The following is a 20,286-nucleotide window of genomic DNA, read 5'->3' as shown; positions in this document are numbered from 1 at the left end:
CCCCCCCCCCCCCCCCCCCGCTCCCGGTTCACGCGTACGAGCGGTCGTACGTCGCTCAGACCTCCACCACGACCGGCAGGATCATCGGCCTGCGGCGATAGGTGTCGGAGACCCACTTGCCCAGGGTGCGGCGGATGAGCTGCTGCAGCTGGTGGGGCTCCACGACACCGTCCTGCGCGGAGCGTTCCAGAACCTCGGCGATCTTCGGGGTGACGGCCGAGAAGGCCGAGTCCTCGATGCCCGAGCCGCGGGCCTGGATGTGGGGGCCGCCCGTGATCTTGCCGGTGGACGAGTCCACGACGACGAAGACCGAGATGATGCCTTCGTCTCCCAGGATCTTCCGGTCCTTGAGGGCCGGCTCGCCGACGTCGCCGACCGAGAGGCCGTCGACGTACACGTAACCCGCCTGGACCTTGCCTGCGATCTTCGCCTTGCCCTCGACCAGGTCGACGACCACGCCGTCCTCCGCGATCACGATGCGGTCGTGCGGGACGCCGGTCAGGGCTCCCAGCTCGGCGTTGGCGCGCAGGTGCCGCCATTCGCCGTGGACCGGCATCAGGTTCTTCGGACGGCAGATGTTGTAGAAGTACAGGAGCTCGCCGGCGGACGCGTGGCCCGAGACGTGCACCTTGGCGTTGCCCTTGTGGATGACGTTCGCGCCCCAGCGCGTCAGACCGTTGATCACCCGGTAGACCGCGTTCTCGTTGCCCGGGATGAGCGACGACGCCAGGATCACCGTGTCGCCGGGGACGATGCGGATCTGGTGGTCGCGGTTGGCCATGCGGGACAGGGCGGCCATCGGTTCGCCCTGGGAACCCGTGCACACCAGCACGACCTCGTGGTCCGGGAGGTCGTCGAGGGTCTTGACGTCCACGACGAGGCCCGGCGGGACCTTCAGGTATCCGAGGTCGCGCGCGATGCCCATGTTGCGGACCATCGAGCGGCCCACGAAGGCGACACGGCGGCCGTGCTCGTGCGCCGCGTCGAGGATCTGCTGGATGCGGTGGACGTGGCTGGCGAAGCTGGCCACGATGATCCGCTTGCGGGCTCCGGCGAAGACCGTGCGCAGGACGTTGGAGATGTCCCGCTCGGGCGGCACGAATCCGGGGACCTCGGCGTTCGTCGAGTCGGAGAGAAGAAGGTCGATGCCTTCCTCGCTCAGGCGTGCGAACGCGTGCAGGTCGGTGAGCCGGCCGTCCAGCGGGAGCTGGTCCATCTTGAAGTCGCCCGTGTGGACCACCATGCCGGCGGGCGTACGGATCGCGACGGCGAGAGCGTCCGGGATCGAGTGGTTGACGGCGATGAACTCGCAGTCGAACGGGCCGATGCGCTCACGGTGCCCCTCCGCCACCTCGAGGGTGTACGGGCGGATCCGGTGCTCCTGGAGCTTGGCCTCGATCAGGGCGAGGGTCAGCTTGGAGCCGATCAGCGGGATGTCCGCCTTCTCCCGGAGGAGGTAGGGGACGGCGCCGATGTGGTCCTCGTGGCCATGGGTGAGGACGATGCCCTCGATGTCGTCGAGGCGGTCCCGGATGGACGAGAAGTCCGGCAGGATCAGGTCGATGCCGGGCTGCTCCTCCTCGGGGAACAGCACCCCGCAGTCGACGATCAGCAGACGGCCGCCGTACTCGAAGACCGTCATGTTCCGGCCGATCTCACCGAGCCCGCCGAGCGGGGTGACCCGGAGGCCGCCCTCGACGAGCTGCGGGGGCGCAGCGAGTTGCGGATGCGGATGACTCAAAAGACTCTCCTCAAACACGCGCGCCACGTACCGGTGGGCACGTGGCGCGCATGACGTTCGTGCAGAAGCAGTTGTCGTTGTGGATTGCAGGCACCGGTGGCCTGCCTATTCAGTTGTGAAGTCTGTTGTCAGAGCTGTACCCCGCCCGCGGCAAGATCGATCTTGAGCTGTTCGATCTCTTCGGGCGAGCACTCGACCATGGGCGGGCGCAGCGGTCCCGCGGGCAGGCCCTGCAGGGCGAGCGCCGCCTTCGTCGTCATGACGCCCTGGGTGCGGAACATTCCCGTGTAGACGGGGAGCAGCTTCTGGTGGATCTCCGTGGCCTTCTGGACGTCGCCGGCGGTGAACGCCTCGACCAGGGCACGCAGGTCCGGGGTGACCAAGTGGCCGACCACCGAGACGAAGCCGACCGCGCCCACGGAGAGCAGCGGCAGGTTCAGCATGTCGTCGCCGGAGTACCAGGCGAGGCCGGAGCGCGCGATGGCCCAGCCGGCACGGCCGAGGTCGCCCTTGGCGTCCTTGTTGGCGACGATCCGCGGGTGGGCGGCGAGGCGGACCAGCGTCTCGGTGCTGATCGGGACTCCGCTGCGGCCGGGGATGTCGTAGAGCATGACCGGCAGTCCGGTGGCGTCGGCGACAGCCGTGAAGTGGCGGTACAGGCCCTCCTGCGGGGGCTTGTTGTAGTACGGGGTGACGACCAGGAGGCCGTGTGCGCCCGTCGTCTCTGCCGTCTTGGCCAGCTCGACGCTGTGGTGGGTGTCGTTGGTGCCGACTCCCGCGACCACGTGGGCCCGGTCTCCGACGGCCTCCACGACGGCTCGTACCAGATCCGATTTCTCCGCGTCGCTGGTGGTGGGCGACTCGCCGGTGGTGCCGTTGACGATCAGGCCGTCGTTGCCTGCGTCCACCAGGTGGGTGGCGAGCCGCTGTGCGCCGTCGAGGTCGATCGCGCCGTCCGCCGTGAAGGGCGTGACCATGGCGGTGAGGACCCGCCCGAAGGGGGTCTGCGGAGTGGAGGTCGGAGCCATGGGTGACACGCTACTCGTTGCTCACCGCGGGGTCTGCCCTCGGGGGGCGCGAAAAGTCATGACAAAGATGGAACCCGGCACTGCCTGCTCGGGGGTTCAAGCAGTGCCGGGTCCGTTTGATCAGGCTAGATGAACTTCTCTAAATGCCGCAATACGGACACTTCGGGCGGATGATCCGTACATACGTCTCCGTAGCCCGTCCCCGTCAGGGCGCGACACGCCCGTTCGCGTTGAAGGCCGCGTAGGTGAGGGGCATGAGCCGGGCCCACTCGGCCTCCATCTTCTCGCCCACCATCTCGATCTCCCGCTGCGGGAACGACGGGACCTTCGCCAGCTCGTGCTGGGTGCGCAGGCCCAGGAAGTGCATCAGCGAGCGGGCGTTGCAGGTGGCGTACATCGAGGAGAACAGGCCGACCGGGAGGACCGCGCGGGCGACCTCGCGGGCGACTCCGGCGGCGAGCATCTCCTGGTAGGCCTCGTACGCCCGTCGGTAGGAGTCCTCCATGGTGCGGCCCACGAGCTCCTGCTGTGCCTGGGTGCCCTCGACGAAGACGTACTTGCCGGGGCGGCCCTGCTGGACCAGCTTGCGGGACTCGCCGGGGACGTAGAAGACCGGCTGGAGCTCCCGGTAACGGCCGCTCTCCTCGTTGTAGGACCAGCCCACGCGGTGCCGCATGAACTCGCGGAAGACGAAGATCGGGGCGCTGATGAAGAAGGTCATCGAGTTGTGCTCGAAGGGGCTGCCGTGCCGGTCCCGCATCAGATAGTTGATCAGGCCCTTCGAGCGTTCGGGGTCCTTGCCCAGCTCGTCGAGGGACTGCTCGCCGACGGTCGAGACACGGGCGGCGAAGAGCACGTCGGCGTCCGACGCGGTGTGCTTGACCAGCTCGACGGTGACGTCGCTGCGGAAGCCGGGCTTGAGGTCGTCGGCGGGGCTGTCGGTCACGGTGCGGAGGTCCTTCCATCGCGTCTTCGGAGCGGCGCCAACTCTACGGGGGCCGTTGGGCCGGACGGGCATGGGCGTGCCGCGGATCTCTGCAGGACGTCTGCCGATATGGGGCACGTTTTCGGGCACTCGCTCGTCTGTATCGGTAGACGACGTCCCACACGTTCCAGGAGGAAGTGCCCACCATGCTCCGCCGGCGCGAGCCCGTCCCCTTCGCCTTCCTCGCCGAGGCCGACAGGTTCCGAAGCAATGTCACTCCCCCGCCCCCCGAGCGGTCCTCCGTGAGCCGGACAGTTGGGCGCTGGCTGCTGGGGCTCACCATCGTGGCCGGGCTCGTGGGCTCGGTGGTCATCGGGATGCCGGCGCTGAGCGTCGACGACTCCTCGCAGGCCCAGCAGTCACAGGCGTCCCAGGGCCGCTGACGCGGGGCCGGTCTCGCCGCCACGGACCCCCGATAGTGGTGAGCGGGGACGCCGACGGATAGCCTCACCGGGCACAGCCCACGCATGGACGAGTGAGGACCAGTCGTGCCCCTGCCCTTTCTGACGGCCGACCGACCGTTCGACGCGGCGGACGACGTCGCCCTGCCCTTCGAGGACCATGAGCGCTGGCGGCGCCCCTACCGGCCCGGCCCCTGGCGTGTCGGGATCGCGGCGCTGACACTGCTGCTCGCCTCGTTCGTGCTGTTCGCGGCCGTCATCATCGCCCTGACCGGCTCGATGTCCGAGGCCGCCGTGATCTTCGGCGGCTCGCTGCTGGTGATCGCCGCCGCCCTGCGACTGCTGCGCATGGGGGTGTGGGTGAGCGCGCGGGGGCTGCGCCATGTCGGCTTCCTCGCCACGCGCACGTTGCCGTGGGAGCGGGTCGGGGCGGTGCACACCGTGCAGCAGCCGGTGCGCTGGCTGGGGCTGCCGCGGACCGTCCAGGGGCAGGCTCTGACGGTCGCGCGACGGGACCGGCCCGCCGAGAGCACTCCCTTGCTGACCACCCACGGGGCGGACTTCCTGGCGCGCGGCGAGGCCTTCGACCGGGCGGCTGACGCGGTCGAGGCGTGGGCCGCGGAGAACCGGCACGGCTGATCGCCGGACGCACGAAGGGGCCGGTCCGCCAGAGCGCGGGCCGGCCCTTCCGCGTACCGGCAGGACGGGCGGGGGTGGGCGAGGTCAGACGGCCTCGACGGGCTTGCCGTCGTGCAGGCGGATCGCCCGCTGCATGGCCTTGCGGGCCCGGGGGGTGTCCCGGGCGTCGTGGTAGGCGACGGCGAGCCGGAACCAGGTGCGCCAGTCCTCGGGGGCCGCCTCGGTCTCGGCCTTGCGCACGGCGAACACCTCGTCGGCCGAGTCACGGTCGACACGGCCGCTCGGGGTCCGCCTCAGCTCGTCGACGGGCAGACCGCCCTCTGCGTCGAGTTCCGCGGCGAGGGCGTTGGCCCGACGGACGAACTGGGTGTTCTTCCACAGGAACCAGACGCCGATGACCGGGAGGATCAGCACCGCCACGCCGAAGGTGACGGTCAGCAGGGTGCCGGACTGGATGAGCATGACGCCGCGACTGCCGACCAGGACGAAGTAGAAGACCAGGACGGCGGCCGTGAGGGCGTAGGAGATCTTCGCGCGCATGACGTCAGAGGCTCAGTTCAGGTCCAGGAAGTGTTCCAGGCCGAAGGTGAGGCCCGGCGTCGACACCACCCGGCGGGCTCCCAGCAGGATGCCCGGCATGAAGCTGCTGTGGTGGAGCGAGTCGTGGCGGACGGTCAGGGTCTCGCCCTCGCCGCCCAGCAAGACCTCCTGGTGGGCCAGGAGGCCCCGCAGCCTGATCGCGTGCACCGGGACGCCGTCGACGCTGGCTCCCCGCGCCCCGTCGAGCGCCGTCGCCGTGGCGTCCGGGGCCGGGGCCGAGCCGGCCGCGCGGCGGGCCTCGGCGATGAGCTGGGCGGTGCGGGTGGCGGTGCCGGAGGGGGCGTCCACCTTGTTGGGGTGGTGCAGTTCCACGACCTCGACGGACTCGAAGTACGGCGCGGCGATCTGCGCGAACTTCATGGTGAGGACGGCCCCGATGGAGAAGTTGGGCGCGATGAGCACGCCTGTGGCGGGGGACGCGGCCAGCCAGTCGTTCAGCTGCGCGAGGCGTTCGTCCGTCCAGCCGGTGGTGCCGACCACGGCGTGGATGCCGTGCCGTACGCAGAAGTCGAGGTTGTCCATGACCGAAGCGGGGGTGGTCAGTTCGACCGCGACCTGGGCGCCGGTCTTCGCCAGCGTCTCCAGGTCGTCGCCGCGGCCGAGGGCGGCCACCAGCTCCATGTCCTCGGCGGCCTCGACCGCCCGTACCGCCTCGGAGCCGATCCGGCCGTTGGCGCCGAGGACCGCCACGCGCAGCTTGCTCATCTTTTGTGCTTCCTTACCGAAGTTGCCGAAGGCCGGCAGAGGGGGTCAGGCGACCGCGTCGTGCAGCCGGGCCGCCTGCTTGTCCTTGAGCGGGCCGATGACCGACAGCGACGGGCGCTGTCCCAGGATGTCGCGGGCCACGGAGCGGACCTCGTCCGGGGTGACGGCCGCTATCCGGGCCAGCATGTCGTCGACGGACATCTGGTCGCCCCAGCACAGCTCGCTCTTGCCGATGCGGTTCATGAGCGCGCCGGTGTCCTCCAGGCCGAGGACCGTGGAACCGCGGAGCTGGCCGATGGCGCGGACGATCTCCTCGTCGGACAGGCCGTGCTCGGCGACCTGGTCGAGTTCGTCCCGGCAGATCTTCAGCACGTCGTGCACCTGGCTCGGGCGGCAGCCCGCGTACACGCCGAAGAGGCCGCAGTCGGCGAAGCCCGAGGTGTACGAGTACACGCTGTAGGCCAGGCCGCGCTTCTCGCGGACCTCCTGGAAGAGGCGGGAGGACATGCCGCCGCCGAGGGCCGTGTTCAGCACGCCCAGCGCCCAGCGCCGGTCGTCCGTGCGGGCGAGACCGGGCATGCCGAGCACGACGTGCGCTTGTTCGGTCTTGCGGCCGATCAGCTCGACCCGGCCGGAGGAACGGATCGAGCGACGGCCGTCGCGCGGGGCGATGGGCGCCGCGTCGGTGTTCCTGAGGGAGCCCGCCTTCTCGAAGGCCGCGCGGACCTGGCGGACGACCTTGTTGTGGTCGATGTTGCCGGCGGCGGCGACCACGAGGTGGGTCGGGTCGTAGTGCTTCCGGTAGAAGCGGCGGATGCGGTCGGCGGTGAGGGCGTTGACCGTGTCGACGGTGCCGAGGACCGGTCGGCCGAGGGGGTTGTCCCCGAACATCGTCTGCGCGAACAGGTCGTGCACGCAGTCGCCGGGGTCGTCCTCGGTCATGGCGATCTCTTCGAGGATCGCGCCGCGCTCGACGTTGACGTCCTCCTCGCGGATGAGGGAGCCGGTCAGCATGTCGCAGACGACGTCGATGGCGAGCGGCAGGTCGGTGTCGAGCACGCGCGCGTAGTAGCACGTGTACTCCTTCGCCGTGAACGCGTTCATCTCGCCGCCCACCGCGTCTATCGCGGAGGAGATGTCGAGCGCGGACCTGCGGGTCGTCCCCTTGAAGAGGAGGTGCTCCAGGTAGTGCGTGGCGCCGTTCAGGGACGGCGTCTCGTCACGGGAGCCGACGTGCGCCCAGATGCCGAAGGTGGCGGAGCGGACCGACGGAAGGGTCTCGGTGACGATGCGCAGGCCGCCCGGCAGGGTGGTCTTGCGGACGACGCCGATGCCGGCCGTGCCCTTGATCAGGGTTTGGGTACGGGCGACGGCCCGCGCCTCCGAAGAGGTGCGGGCCTTCGCCTGGGAGCTACTCGACGTCACTTGTCGGAGTCGTCCTTCGCGTCCTCGGCAGCTTCCTCGCCCTCGATCACGGGGATCAGGGAGAGCTTGCCGCGGGAGTCGATCTCGGCGATCTCGACCTGGACCTTGGAGCCCACACCGAGCACGTCCTCGACGTTCTCCACGCGCTTGCCGCCGGCGAGCTTGCGGATCTGCGAGATGTGCAGCAGACCGTCCTTGCCCGGGAGCAGCGACACGAACGCACCGAAGGTCGTGGTCTTGACGACCGTGCCCAGGTAACGCTCGCCGACCTCCGGCATGGTCGGGTTGGCGATGCCGTTGATCGTGGCGCGGGCGGCCTCGGCCTGCGAGCCGACCTGGGCACCGATGTAGATGGTGCCGTCGTCCTCGATCGTGATCTCGGCGCCGGTGTCCTCCTGGATCTGGTTGATCATCTTGCCCTTCGGGCCGATGACCTCACCGATCTTGTCCACGGGGATCTTGACGGTGATGATCCGCGGGGCGTTGGGGGACATCTCGTCCGGCGTGTCGATCGCTTCCATCATCACGTCGAGGATGTGGAGGCGGGCGTCGCGGGCCTGCTTGAGGGCCGCGGCCAGGACGGAGGCCGGGATGCCGTCCAGCTTGGTGTCGAGCTGGAGGGCGGTGACGAACTCCTTGGTGCCGGCGACCTTGAAGTCCATGTCGCCGAAGGCGTCCTCCGCACCGAGGATGTCGGTGAGGGCGACGTAGTGCGTCTCGCCGTTGATCTCCTGGGAGATCAGGCCCATGGCGATGCCGGCGACGGGGGCCTTGAGGGGCACACCGGCGTTCAGCAGCGACATGGTGGAGGCGCAGACCGAGCCCATGGACGTCGAGCCGTTGGAGCCGAGGGCCTCGGACACCTGACGGATCGCGTAGGGGAACTCCTCGCGCGTCGGCAGGACCGGCACGATGGCGCGCTCGGCGAGGGCGCCGTGGCCGATCTCGCGGCGCTTGGGGGAGCCCACGCGGCCGGTCTCGCCGACGGAGTACGGCGGGAAGTTGTAGTTGTGCATGTAGCGCTTGCGGGTCACCGGGGAGAGGGTGTCCAGCTGCTGCTCCATGCGGAGCATGTTGAGGGTGGTGACGCCCAGGATCTGGGTCTCGCCACGCTCGAACAGCGCCGAGCCGTGCACGCGCGGGATGGCCTCGACCTCGGCGGCGAGCGTACGGATGTCCGTGACGCCACGGCCGTCGATGCGGGTCTTCTCCTTGATCACGCGCTCGCGGACCAGCTGCTTGGTGAGCGAGCGGTACGCGGCGGAGATCTCCTTCTCGCGGCCCTCGAACTCCGGGAGGAGCTTCTCGGCGGCGAGCGCCTTGACGCGGTCGAGCTCGGCCTCGCGGTCCTGCTTGCCGGCGATGGTCAGCGCGGAGGCGAGCTCCGGGCGGACGGCGGCGGACAGGGCCTCCAGGATGTCGTCCTGGTAGTCGAGGAAGACCGGGAAGTCGCCGGTCGGCTTCGCGGCCTTGGCGGCGAGGTCGGCCTGGGCCTTGCAGAGCACCTTGATGAAGGGCTTCGCGGCGTCCAGACCGGCGGCGACGACCTCCTCGGTCGGCGCCTCGGCGCCGCCGGCGACGAGCTGGATGGTCTTCTCGGTGGCCTCGGCCTCGACCATCATGATGGCGACGTCGCCGTCCTCCAGGACGCGGCCCGCGACCACCATGTCGAAGACGGCGTCCTCGAGCTCGGTGTGCGTCGGGAACGCGACCCACTGGCCGTTGATCAGCGCGACGCGGACGCCGCCGATCGGGCCGGAGAAGGGCAGGCCGGCCAGCTGGGTGGACGCGGAGGCGGCGTTGATCGCCACGACGTCGTACAGGTGGTCGGGGTTGAGCGCCATGATGGTGGCGACGACCTGGATCTCGTTGCGCAGGCCCTTGCGGAAGGACGGGCGCAGCGGGCGGTCGATCAGGCGGCAGGTGAGGATGGCGTCCTCGGAGGGACGGCCCTCACGGCGGAAGAAGCTGCCGGGGATCTTGCCGGCGGCGTACATCCGCTCCTCGACGTCCACCGTGAGGGGGAAGAAGTCGAGCTGGTCCTTGGGGTTCTTGGAGGCGGTGGTGGCCGACAGCACCATGGTGTCGTCGTCCAGGTACGCCACGGCGGAGCCGGCGGCCTGCTTGGCCAGGCGGCCCGTCTCGAAGCGGATGGTGCGGGTGCCGAAGGTGCCGTTGTCGATGACGGCCTCGGCGTAGTGGGTCTCGTTCTCCACTAGCATTTTCTCCGTTACTTGTCGTCTTTCGTCCCTCGCTGCCCGTGTGGCAGGGGGACGGTGGCGGAGAAACGCTCGGTGCGGGCCGGTCTTCGATCGAAGCACCCGGGGTTCTCTCGCCCGGGGGCCACTACCGAGGACCGGCGGCGGCTAGGCGCGCTTCTCCTCGTTCGGTGTGCGTGGTGACGTCTACCCGCAGCGAGTACACGTCATCACGCTGTGTCGTACGTATGGCGTTGTGCTACCACACTACAAAGCGTCGGTGACACTCCGCACGTCGCGCTGCACGGTCGGGCGTACGACGGGCCCTGTCGTGGTGCGTGTCGGTGCGTACCGCAGTGGCACGCACCGAGGTGTACAGCAAAGGGAGCGGTCCCGTTCTCCGGGAACCGCTCCCCTCACGGCGTGCTACTTGGCGCCCGCCGCACCGCGGCGGATGCCGAGACGGTCGACCAGCGCACGGAAGCGCTGGATGTCCTTCTTGGCGAGGTACTGCAGCAGGCGGCGACGCTGGCCGACCAGGATCAGCAGACCACGACGGGAGTGGTGGTCGTGCTTGTGCGTCTTGAGGTGCTCGGTCAGGTCCGAGATCCGGCGGGACAGCATGGCGACCTGGACCTCGGGGGAGCCGGTGTCGCCCTCCTTCTGACCGAACTCGCTGATGAGCTGCTTCTTCGTAGCGGCGTCGAGCGGCACGCGTACTCCTCGTAGTCTTTTCCGTGGCCATCGAGTGCCCCCGGTCTTGGTCTCGGGGGAGCTTCCGTTACTCGGGAGGCGGGGATCCGCTGGGCGCGACCTCCAGAACCTTCAGACGTTGCCTGAGGGTGCTTCCGGGGGTGCGTACACAAACGGCCGAGAGCCAGGGTATCAGGCCGGTGCGCCCGACCTGCCCGGATATCGCGGCGGACGGTCCGGCGGCACTCGGGTGAGCGGGGGCAGTGTACGGGCGACGTCGGCTGACCGGAACGTAACGGAAGAACCTCTGAGCAGGGGGAACGTCGGCAAGTAGGGTGACGCTGCAGCTCGTTGGGACAGTTGGGACAGCGGGATCTCAGAGGAAGGGTCGGAGCCGACATGGCCGATGCCGAGGACAAGGCAGTCAAAGCGCGCAAGGAGCGGGAGCGGGACGAGCTGTACGCGCTCGACATCTCCGGCGTCGAGTGGCAGAGCGCGCCGGGCACGGAGGAGCACGAGGAGCGCGTCGAGATCGCCTGCCTGCCCGAGGGGGCCGTGGCGATGCGGTCCTCGCTCGACCCGGAGACGGTGCTGCGCTACACCGAGGCGGAGTGGCGTGCCTTCGTGCTGGGCGCCCGGGACGGCGAGTTCGACCTGGAGCCGGCGCCGCACAGCGGCGGGACGGCCGCGGAGGCCCCGTCGGAGTAGGCGCCACGCCACGGCGGGACGGTGGCGGAGGCCGCCTCGGAGTAGGTACCACGCGCCACGGCGGGACGGCGACGAGGCCTCGGTGCCGGTGCCGCGTCACCGCGGGACGGTCTCGAGGCCTCGGTGCAGGCGCCCTGGGCGTCCGGCCCGGGGCCTTCCTGCCGGGAAGGCAGTCAGCCGGTCATCGAGCGGACTGCCGAGTACACGTCGAAGACGGCCAGGGCCAGCGGCACCAGCGTCAGCAGGACGAAGCCCTCGGCGATCTCCATGAAACGTCCCCAGAACGGGGTGAGGCCGCCCCGCGAGGTGATCAGCCCGATCGAGGTGACGATCGCCGCGGCCGCGGCGACGGCGGCGACCAGCCAGACCGTGCGGATGTCCAGGTCGGTGCGGTCGCCGGTGAGGGCGTCGCGGATCACCGAGTGGGGCGGGTTGAGCGCCAGGCCGAGTCCGAGCAGGACGAGCGAGCCGAGGCCCGCGGCCAGCACCGGGGCGACCTGCGCGGTGTATCGGAAGAGGTGGGCGCGCATCAGCAGGGCGGCGCCCGTGGCCAGCGCGAGCAGCTGGGCCCAGACGCCGTCCGAGAACCCGAGGACCGCGCAGGCGCCGACCGTGATCACCGCGCAGCCGCCGACCAGGCCGACCAGGAGTTCGTGGCCGCGGCGGGCCTGTGCGGCGATCCGCTCGGCGTCGACCGGTTCCCGGGGCGCGGGATCGGCGCCGTAGGCGCGGCGTGAGGCGGAGTCCGGGGCGTCGAAGCCGATCGGCAGGCGGGCGAAGCGCATGGACAGGCCGGGCAGGAACGCCAGGGCGCCCACGCCGACGGGGGCGCACAGGGCGGCGGTCTCGGCCGGGCTCCAGTGCGCGAGCATCGCCGCGAACACCGCCGCGAGGCCCGCGCCCGACGCGACCACGAAAGCGACGAACGGGCCGTCGCCGCGCGGGGAGCACAGGGTGAGCAGCACCGACGCCGGCAGAACCGCCGCGCAGGCCAGCAGGAACTGCAGCTTGCCGATGCCCTGGCCGTCGGCGAGCGCGAGGAGGCCGGAGCCCGCCACCGCCACGTTGGGCAGGGCGCCGAGGCCGAGGGCGATCGCGGAGCCGCGGTCGTCGTAGACGCGGGCCCGGACGCCGGCGAGGGCGACCAGCAGCACCCCGACGACTGCGGCGAGGACGCCGGGCAGGCCGTGCATGTCATGGTGCGGGTCGCCGGTCCAGGCCACAAAGGCGAGCAGGGCCGGCAGCACGCTTCCGCCGACGAGGCCCGCGGCGCGGGTCAGTTCGCCGCTCCACAGGGTGTGCTCGCGCGTGACGGCCGAGGCGACCGCCTCGGACACGTCGTCGAAGACGGCGGGCGGCAGCGACTCGGAGAACGGGCGCAGCGTGAGGAGTTCGCCGTCGAGGATGTGCTGGGCGGCGAACGACCGCGAGCTGTCGAGGACGGAGCCGTCCCTGCGGACGAGGGTGTAGCCGACCGGCGCGCCCTCGGCGGGGCTCTGCCGGGCGAGCCGGAGGATCTCCGGGTAGAGATCGGCGACCGGGATGTCGTCGGGCAGCGCCACGTCGATCCGGCTGTCGGGGGCGACGATGGTGACCCGGCAGAAGCCGAGCCCCGTCCCCGCCGCGGGCGCGGCTGCGGCGCCGCGTCCTTCGCCGGTGGCTGCCGCGGAGGTCGTGATGCTCACCCTGCTGCTCCCCCTCAGTGATGGTCTCGCGTCGGCTGTGTGAAGGTCCCGCGCAGGTCGGTGCGGCCGCGCGGCCCGCGGTGTGCTCACGCGAACATCCGGCACCCTACCGCCCCGCGGTGGTACCAGCAGTCAGTAGGATCACGCGGCGGCCTGCGTCCGCCTGACACGGGGTGGCGGACGGTACTTCCCGGGGGCCTCGCAAGGGGATTGGTGAGCAGTGAGCCACATCGTCGTGAAGCGTCCGCCCAGGGCGCTGCCGTCCGAGGTGCCCATGGGCGAGGTCGTTCTGCAGCCTCCGCCCGAGTTGCCTCGGGGGCATCAGGAGAGCGTGCTGATGCAACTGCTGCCGACGCTCGGCATGGGCGGCTCGGTGGTCTTCTTCTTCACGAGCGGGCAGCCGTTCATGCGCATCATGGGCATGGTGATGATCGCCTCGACGGTGGCCATGTCGATCGCGATGGTCGTGCGTTTCCGGCGGGGTTCCCAGGGGCAGTTGGCGGATCTGCGCCGGGACTACCTCAGCTACCTGGCGCAGACCCGGCGTACCGCGCTGGACACCGCGCGGGCACAGCGTGACGCGCAGTACTACCTGCACCCCTCCCCCGAGCAGCTGTGGGCCCTGGTCGCCGAGGGCAGCCGGGTGTGGGAACGGCGGCCCGGGGACGAGGACTTCGGGCAGGTCCGGGTGGGCCTCGGCGCCCAGGCACTCGCCACCCCGCTGGTCGCCCCGGAGACCGCCCCGGTGGAGCAGCTGGAGCCGCTGACGGCCGGCGCGCTGCAGCGCTTCCTCGCCGTGCACGACAGTCTGGACGACCTGCCGATGGCGGTCTCCCTGCGTGCCTTCTACCACGTGACGATCAGCGGCGAGGCGGACCCGGTCCGCTCCTGTGCCCGGGCCCTGGCCGGTTCGCTGGCCGCGCTGCACTCGTCCGAGGACCTGGTGCTCGTGGTCGCGGCGGGCCGCGACGAACTGCCGGAATGGGAGTGGGCGAAGTGGCTGCCGCACGTCCAGGCGTCCGGCGCCGTGGACGGGGCGGGCAGCCGCCGGCTGATCGGCTCGAACACCCGTGAGCTGGAGAGCCTGCTCGGCTCCCGGCTGACCGGGCGGCCGCGCTTCCACCCGAACGCGACGCCGCTGCCCGACGAGCCGCACGTGGTCGTGATCCTGGACGGTGTGTCGCTCCCCCAGGACTCGGTCCTGGCCAACTCCGAGGGCCTGCAGGGCGTGACGGTCCTCGAGATCGTCCCCGGCGAGCTGACGGGAGCGGGCGGCGAGCTCGACATCGTCGTACAGCCCGGGGCGCTGCGGCTGGAGTCGGGGCACGGGGCCGTCTACGAGGGGACGCCCGACATGCTGTCGCCGGAGTCCGCGGAGGCGCTCGCCCGGCAGCTCGCTCCGCTGCGGATGGCCTCCGGCGGCGACGACGACGAGCCGCTGCTGGCCAACCTGGAGTTCACCGAGCTGCTGAACCTCGGCGACGCCGCGTCGGTGGACACCCAGCGCACCTGGCGGCCGCGTTCGCTGGCCGAGCGGCTGCGGGTGCCGATCGGGGTGGGCGAGGACGGCCGTCCGGTGATGCTGGACCTGAAGGAGGCGGCGCAGGAGGGCATGGGTCCGCACGGTCTGTGCGTGGGCGCGACCGGTTCCGGCAAGTCCGAGCTGCTGCGCACGCTGGTGCTGGGGCTGGCGGTGACGCACTCGTCGGAGACGCTGAACTTCGTCCTCGCCGACTTCAAGGGCGGCGCCACGTTCGCGGGGATGGCGCAGATGCCGCACGTCGCGGCCGTGATCACCAACCTGGCGGACGATCTGACGCTGGTCGACCGGATGGGCGACTCCATCAGGGGCGAGCTCAACCGCCGTCAGGAGCTGCTGCGCAACGCGGGCAACTACGCCAACATCCACGACTACGAGAAGGCGAGGGCCGCGGGAGCCGCCCTGCAGCCGATCCCCTCGCTGGTGCTGGTGATCGACGAGTTCAGCGAACTGCTCACCGCGAAGCCGGACTTCATCGAGATGTTCGTGCAGATCGGCCGGATCGGGCGCTCGCTCGGCGTGCATCTGCTGCTGGCCTCGCAGCGCCTGGAGGAGGGGCGGCTGCGCGGACTGGAGACGTATCTGTCGTACCGCGTCGGTCTGCGCACGTTCTCCGCCGCGGAGTCGCGGGCGGCGCTGGGCGTGCCCGACGCGTACTCGCTGCCCAATGTGCCGGGTTCGGGGTTCCTGAAGTTCGGGACCGACGAAATGGTGCGGTTCAAGGCGGCGTACGTGTCCGGTGTCTACCGCTCGGGCGGTCAGCGGACGGCGCCGGGGGGCGGCCCGCTGCCCCTGGACCGGCGGCCGGTGCTCTTCACCTCGTCCGAGGTGCCGGTGCGGTACGCGGCCGTGCCGCAGGCCCGCGCGGCCGGCGAAGCGGAGGTCGACGACGCGCTGGCGGACACGGTGCTCGACGTGATCGTGCGCCGGCTGGAGGCGCAGGGCCCGGCGGCGCACCAGGTGTGGCTGCCGCCCCTGGACAGCCCGCCGTCGCTGGACGCGCTGTTGCCGGGTCTCACGGCGGTGGAGGGCCGTGGGCTCACCCAGCCCGGCTACGAGGGCGCGGGACGGCTGGTCGTGCCGGTCGGCCTGGTGGACAAGCCGTTCGAGCAGCGCCGTGACTCGCTGTGGGTCGACTTCTCCGGCGCGGCCGGCCATATGCAGATCGTGGGCGGCCCGCAGTCCGGCAAGTCGACGCTGCTGCGCACCCTGATCTCGGCGTTCGCCCTCACCCACACCCCGCACGAGGTGCAGTTCTACGGCCTCGACTTCGGCGGCGGCGGGATGGCCTCGGTGGCCGGCCTGCCACACGTGGGCGGGGTCGCCTCCCGGCTGGACCCCGAGCGGGTGCGGCGGACGGTGGCGGAGGTGTACGGCGTCCTGACCCGGCGCGAGGAGTACTTCCGCGCGTCGGGGATCTCCTCGATCGCCGACTTCCGGACCAGGCGGGCCCGGGGCGAGATCTCGGTCACGGACCAGCCGTGGGGCGACGTCTTCCTGGTCATCGACGGATGGGGCAACTTCCGGGCGGACTACGAGGCGCTGGACCAGATCGTCCACGAGATCGCGGCGCGCGGCCTCGGCTACGGCATCCACCTGGTGCTGACGGCGTCGCGGTCGATGGAGGTCAGGGCCGCTCTCAAGGATCACCTGATGAACCGGCTGGAGCTCCGGCTCGGCGACACGATGGACTCCGAGATCGACCGCAAGCTCGCCGCGAACGTCCCGTCGGGCGTTCCCGGCCGGGGGCAGTCGCCCCAGAAGCTGCACTTCATGGCCGCGGTGCCGCGGATCGACGGCCTCGCCTCGGACACCGAGCTCTCCGACGCCACGCAGGCCCTGGCCGCGGAGGTCTCCCGGCACTGGCAGGCCGCGCCCGCGCCGGAAGTGCGGCTGCTGCCGCGGGAGTTCCCTGCCGAGTCGCTGCCGCCGGGCGACCGCTTCCCGCGCCGCGGGGTCGCGTTCGGCCTCGACGAGGACCGTCTCGAGCCGGTCTTCGTCGACTTCGAGCAGGATCCGTTCTTCCTCGTCCTCGGCGAGAGCGAGTCCGGCAAGTCGAACCTGCTGCGGCTGCTGATCAAGCAGCTCACACAGCGGTATTCGGGCGACGAGTGCAAGCTGTTCGTGGTCGACAACCGGCGTTCCCTGCTGGACGTGACTCCGGCGTCGCATCTCGCCGAGTACATCCCGATGTCCAACGCGATGGACCATCACATGGCCGCGCTCGCCGACCTCATGAAGCGCCGGACGCCGACGGCCGACGTGACGGCGCAGCAACTCCGGGACCGCAGCTGGTGGCGGGGCCCGACGGTCTTCGTCGTCGTCGACGACTACGACCTCGTCGCCACGTCGAGCGGCAACCCGCTGGCGGGACTGACCGAACTGCTGCCGTTCGCCCGGGACGTGGGGGTGCGGTTCATCATCGCGCGGTCCACGGCGGGCGCGGGGCGTGCCTCGTACGAGGCGTTCATGCAGCGCGTCAAGGAACTCGGGGCGCAGGGTGTGGTCCTGGCGGGCGACCCCGGCGAGGGCGACCTCCTGGGCGGCGTCCGCCCCCGCCCGATGCCCGCGGGCCGCGGCATCTTCGTCTCCCGGCGCCGAGGGAAGCCGCTGGTGCAGGTGGGGTTGGTGGAGGAAGGGATGGAGGGGGCGGAGTGAGCTGAGGGGAGCGCAGGGGTGAGGGGAGTCGCGAACCGGGGTTCGCGGCTCTCCGACCGAGGGCTCCCGGAGGTCCGGCGGTGGCCGGTCCTCGCCTCCCGATTTTGGCCGCGGTCGAACCGTGGGCAAAGCGTTGCTGCGGGTCTCAACGTTTCGGATGTAACTCGCTTCCTTTCAGCGACGTCAGCGGACCCTTACGGAAGAGCAGGGATCATCTACGGAGAAAGCATCTACACTGCAAATCTCCTTGAAGCACACCTTTCAGATTCCTCCCTGTTCGACGGGAGCCGCGAAAAGGTCCTTGCGGATATCGGCAGAAATTCAGGGATCATCGAGGGGCTTGTAGGCCATTCTGCCGCAAACGCAGAGATCAACGACAGCATCAGTGGCGAGAAGGACTACAACAGCGCACTGAAGGCAAAAGGTGATTTCGCTAAGACCTGGGCTGCGGTCGGCCTGACCTTCATCGAAGTCCCCGAGAGACTCGGAGGAGCAGCGATGGGCGCCGTGGGCGGCGGGATGCTGGGCGCCGTCGCCGGATCAGCGGTTGATCGCCTAATCGATGGCCAGCAACTCGAGGGCGCCAAAGACGAAGCGCTGTATCACTCCAGTCAAGACTTGTTCAGGATGCGCGACTCGGTCAGCCAGCAGACGCAGTGGTCGATGGAAGATGCCCTCGACCGAAACAAGATTGACCTACCGAGGGATGAAATAAAGGACACCATGCGGCAAGCCGTCAACGATGGCTGGAAGGACAGTGACTACTATTTGAGTCGCGCTAAGGAGCAGTATGAGTAAAAGGGGGCCGGAAAGGGAGGCGACCCTAAAGGCCGCGAAAGGCTTCCTCATCGGTCTGGTGACCTGCGGACTGATAGGTGGGGCCATTGCCCTGTTCTCCATGAAGGGACTTTACCTGTTGCCCGACAAGGTGTGCGACGGTGCCGTACAACGTGACATCGCGATCCAGAGCCTTCCACGGGCACGAGCGGCAGAGGAACATTCAAACCAAGGGGGAACTGGAGATAATTTCGACTTCTACTGCAATGTTTCCACGAGTGGTGATTCTATCCTGTCAGGAATGGTGGACCTTCGAGATACGCCCAGGTCCGCATGGGAAGAGCACTACGGAAGTCTTGCAGGTAACCATGTCATAAGAGTCACGCGAGGCGGCATCGAGGCACTGACACAGACGGACGACGACAGCGCTATTTCCTCAGTCTATGTCTCATGCCAGCCGAGGAACATGAAAGAAGATGCCGGAAAACAAGAATATGCTCTGATAGCGGAGGTCAACGTGACAGGGAAGAGCCGGGCCACCGGTGGCGAGCTGCGTCAGGCCCTGACCGATTTCGCGTACCAGCTCACCCGACACGCCTACAAGTTGGCCGAGTGCAAAGAGCCTCGTAGCTTCCCTGAGGCGTTGCCCCGCTACGAGGAAGACTGATGACGGATGAGGAGATCATCAGACATTTCGACGGGCGTGGCCGCTTCGAATTTCTCACACGGGCATCACAGAAGGCCCGCATAGAGGAGATCACCCATGCCCTCGGCTACCGATTGATCGCCGCCGACAACCTCAGACGGGGGCGCGTACGTCTTCACTTCCTTCGTGACGACGCCCCGCCGGCCCGCCGCCGAGCCGAGCGGACCATCGCGCGGCTACGCACAGGCGGCCCGGTCCTGCCGGAGTTCGCGGAGGTGCCGCCTCCGCCGCCGTCACCGCCCCCGGCAATTCCGTCAGCAGCACCACCCACAGCCAGGATCCCTTCTCGGCCGCCGTACCCGCCCATGCCACCGCCCCCTCCTCGGCCTTCCGCCTCGAGCAGCTGAAACGGGCTGAGGACGGCCGCATTCACGGCCTCCAGGCCCTCCCCACGAGAGAGTGCCGCAATGGCCACCGCGGACCAATACCGCATCCCCGCGTCGGGGCCGCCATCTTCGGATCGGGCTTGTATCGGGTCGAGGTTCCGACCTGATACAGGCCCCACGGGCGCTCAGCGTCGGACGTCAGGCTCCCGCCGCGGTGTGGTGCCGGCGGCCGTCCGGGCTCCCTCCGGCCGTGGATGGTGGCAGGAGCAGGGGCAACGGTCTACGAGCAACAGGCCCCCGCCGTGCGGGAGCGGGATGTCTCGCAGGCGGCGGCACGCGAGGTGTACGTCCTCGTAGCCGGGCCGATGGGCCAGAGCGCATTCCGGCGACAACTCCCTTGCTGCCCCCGTCCTTTCAGCCATGCGCCGGCTCACTGCGCACTCCCGGCTCGGCGGGGCGGGGCCAGGACGGTGAGGACGTCCGGTTGTGGCGGGTAGTGTGCGGCGGCGCACGCCTGGCACGCGTAGATGACGAAGCCCGGCCCCGAGTTCTGGTGGACGACTCCGACCACGACCGGCGTCTCCGTGGTCACCTCGCAGCGCACGCACATCCGCACGGGCGGGCGGGGTGCCCTGTCCCCCCTTCTGTCCCCCGCACCCATCACGCCGCCCTCACCGCGCCGACGACATACCGGTCGAGGCCGATTCCGAAGTCAGCCGCGAGCACGTACGGGCGGACCGGGACGGTGGCGGCTCCGTCGAGGATCTCGGGCAGCCCGTACGGGGAACGGGCTGCGGGGAGTCGCTGTACGCCCCTTACGTCGACCCGCAGTGCAGCGCGGGCGGCGGGTACGGCGGGGTGTGCACCCGCCCTCCGCCTGCCGGTGCCGGGCGCGAACACGCCCAGGATCCAGCGCAGCAACGCGTGGATAATGCTCACTGTCATCAACCTCCATCGGGTTGGCGGCCATGCCCCCGGACGGCTCCTACCGTCGCGGGGGTCTTCTGCTGACATCGACTGTACGGCAACTTGGTACGTCTTGGTACGTCTTTTTACGTGCTAGGTCGCCCTATGCTGTCTTGAGCTGGCCTTTTACGCTCTAAGGCGTGATAGACATCGACCGCGAGAGCATCGTCCCGATGTACGTGCAGCTTGCTTCCGCCCTGCGTGAGCGCATCCGACGCGGCGAGATTCCGGTTGGCCGACGCATCCCCTCTCACCATGAATTGGAGCAGGAGACGGGCGGTGCAGTGAGCCGCCGGACCATCAAGTCCGCCATCGAGGTGCTACAGGCGGAAGGGACCGTTCAAGGAGTCCAGGGGAAGGGTGTGTTCGTCATCGCCGTGCCCGCCGGTGCGTCCGAGGAGGACAGCGGCAACGGCTGACGGGGCGAGGTCGAGGGCGGCGGTTGCAGATGCCTGCACAGCACAGGGTGGGCACCTCCCGTGCGTGCCCACCCTGTGCCGCGAAA

At 69.8% G+C, this 20,286-nt stretch carries 18 protein-coding genes; 7 read left to right on the top strand and 11 right to left on the bottom strand.

Annotated features, from left to right (window positions below; all coding sequences use genetic code 11):
• Positions 1–55: 55 nt before the first annotated feature.
• From ACN6LD_RS33540 to thyX, 3 genes are all read right to left on the bottom strand, one after another.
• Complete coding sequence (locus ACN6LD_RS33540; protein WP_319194426.1) at positions 56–1,741, bottom strand: ribonuclease J; 1,686 nt, start codon at positions 1,739–1,741, stop codon at positions 56–58.
• A gap of 128 nt (positions 1,742–1,869) precedes the next feature.
• Positions 1,870–2,769 (bottom strand): 4-hydroxy-tetrahydrodipicolinate synthase, encoded by a 900-nt coding sequence (gene dapA / locus ACN6LD_RS33535; protein WP_319194424.1) that lies wholly within the window; start codon positions 2,767–2,769, stop codon positions 1,870–1,872.
• A gap of 205 nt (positions 2,770–2,974) precedes the next feature.
• Positions 2,975–3,715, bottom strand: a complete 741-nt coding sequence (thyX, locus tag ACN6LD_RS33530) for an FAD-dependent thymidylate synthase (protein ID WP_319194422.1) — start codon at positions 3,713–3,715, stop codon at positions 2,975–2,977.
• 185 nt (positions 3,716–3,900) lie between these two features.
• On the opposite strand from thyX, the gene ACN6LD_RS33525 reads away from it, so the two are divergent.
• Positions 3,901–4,137, top strand: a complete 237-nt coding sequence (locus tag ACN6LD_RS33525; RefSeq protein WP_445045131.1) for a hypothetical protein — start codon at positions 3,901–3,903, stop codon at positions 4,135–4,137.
• Between the two features lie 105 nt (positions 4,138–4,242).
• Positions 4,243–4,794, top strand: a complete 552-nt coding sequence (locus tag ACN6LD_RS33520; protein ID WP_319194420.1) for a YdbT family protein — start codon at positions 4,243–4,245, stop codon at positions 4,792–4,794.
• 84 nt (positions 4,795–4,878) lie between these two features.
• Here the strand turns inward: ACN6LD_RS33520 and ACN6LD_RS33515 are convergent, their stop codons facing one another.
• The 5 genes from ACN6LD_RS33515 to rpsO all read right to left on the bottom strand — a co-directional run bounded on the left by ACN6LD_RS33515 (position 4,879) and on the right by rpsO (position 10,436).
• Positions 4,879–5,334 carry a tetratricopeptide repeat protein gene (locus ACN6LD_RS33515; RefSeq protein ID WP_319194418.1) on the bottom strand — a complete coding sequence of 152 codons (456 nt, stop codon included), beginning with the start codon at positions 5,332–5,334 and terminating at the stop codon, positions 4,879–4,881.
• A gap of 12 nt (positions 5,335–5,346) precedes the next feature.
• Positions 5,347–6,099: a 4-hydroxy-tetrahydrodipicolinate reductase gene (gene dapB / locus ACN6LD_RS33510; RefSeq protein WP_319194416.1), complete on the bottom strand. Its 753-nt coding sequence runs from the start codon at positions 6,097–6,099 to the stop codon at positions 5,347–5,349.
• A 45-nt stretch (positions 6,100–6,144) separates the two neighbouring features.
• Positions 6,145–7,524 (bottom strand): M16 family metallopeptidase, encoded by a 1,380-nt coding sequence (locus ACN6LD_RS33505; protein ID WP_445045129.1) that lies wholly within the window; start codon positions 7,522–7,524, stop codon positions 6,145–6,147.
• Positions 7,521–9,740, bottom strand: a complete 2,220-nt coding sequence (locus ACN6LD_RS33500; protein ID WP_107441620.1) for a polyribonucleotide nucleotidyltransferase — start codon at positions 9,738–9,740, stop codon at positions 7,521–7,523. Before ACN6LD_RS33500 ends, ACN6LD_RS33505 begins: the two co-directional genes overlap by 4 nt.
• A gap of 408 nt (positions 9,741–10,148) precedes the next feature.
• Complete coding sequence (gene rpsO, locus ACN6LD_RS33495) at positions 10,149–10,436, bottom strand: 30S ribosomal protein S15 (RefSeq protein WP_057579463.1); 288 nt, start codon at positions 10,434–10,436, stop codon at positions 10,149–10,151.
• 378 nt (positions 10,437–10,814) lie between these two features.
• Between rpsO and ACN6LD_RS33490 the strand changes: the two genes are divergently transcribed.
• Positions 10,815–11,123, top strand: coding sequence for a DUF397 domain-containing protein (locus tag ACN6LD_RS33490; protein ID WP_319194411.1), 309 nt, complete (start codon positions 10,815–10,817; stop codon positions 11,121–11,123).
• A gap of 173 nt (positions 11,124–11,296) precedes the next feature.
• Here ACN6LD_RS33490 and eccD read toward each other — a convergent pair whose 3' ends face one another.
• Entirely contained in the window at positions 11,297–12,808 is a 1,512-nt protein-coding gene (gene eccD / locus ACN6LD_RS33485) for a type VII secretion integral membrane protein EccD (RefSeq protein ID WP_319194410.1), read from the bottom strand.
• A gap of 220 nt (positions 12,809–13,028) precedes the next feature.
• On the opposite strand from eccD, the gene eccCa reads away from it, so the two are divergent.
• The 3 genes from eccCa to ACN6LD_RS33470 are packed head-to-tail and all read left to right on the top strand — an operon-like array spanning position 13,029 to position 18,450.
• Positions 13,029–17,006 carry a type VII secretion protein EccCa gene (eccCa, locus tag ACN6LD_RS33480; protein ID WP_445045128.1) on the top strand — a complete coding sequence of 1,326 codons (3,978 nt, stop codon included), beginning with the start codon at positions 13,029–13,031 and terminating at the stop codon, positions 17,004–17,006.
• Positions 17,007–17,024: 18 nt separating this feature from the next.
• Complete coding sequence (locus ACN6LD_RS33475; RefSeq protein WP_445045127.1) at positions 17,025–17,804, top strand: hypothetical protein; 780 nt, start codon at positions 17,025–17,027, stop codon at positions 17,802–17,804.
• Positions 17,797–18,450 (top strand): hypothetical protein, encoded by a 654-nt coding sequence (locus tag ACN6LD_RS33470; RefSeq protein WP_445045126.1) that lies wholly within the window; start codon positions 17,797–17,799, stop codon positions 18,448–18,450. Before ACN6LD_RS33475 ends, ACN6LD_RS33470 begins: the two co-directional genes overlap by 8 nt.
• Before the next feature lie 795 nt (positions 18,451–19,245).
• Here the strand turns inward: ACN6LD_RS33470 and ACN6LD_RS33465 are convergent.
• The gene (locus tag ACN6LD_RS33465) at positions 19,246–19,407 is read right to left on the bottom strand and encodes a hypothetical protein (protein WP_445045125.1); all 162 of its coding nucleotides are present in this window, start codon (positions 19,405–19,407) and stop codon (positions 19,246–19,248) included.
• Between the two features lie 68 nt (positions 19,408–19,475).
• Entirely contained in the window at positions 19,476–19,760 is a 285-nt protein-coding gene (locus ACN6LD_RS33460) for a hypothetical protein (RefSeq protein ID WP_319196618.1), read from the bottom strand.
• 161 nt (positions 19,761–19,921) lie between these two features.
• On the opposite strand from ACN6LD_RS33460, the gene ACN6LD_RS33455 reads away from it, so the two are divergent.
• On the top strand, positions 19,922–20,200 hold the full coding sequence (locus tag ACN6LD_RS33455; RefSeq protein WP_319196617.1) for a GntR family transcriptional regulator: 279 nt from the start codon (positions 19,922–19,924) through the stop codon (positions 20,198–20,200).
• The last annotated feature ends 86 nt before the right edge of the window (positions 20,201–20,286 follow it).

Source organism: Streptomyces sp. SAS_272, from assembly GCF_052543235.1.
The sequence above is the reverse complement of the archived record's forward strand: the minus strand, read 5'-3'. Positions and strand labels throughout refer to the sequence as shown.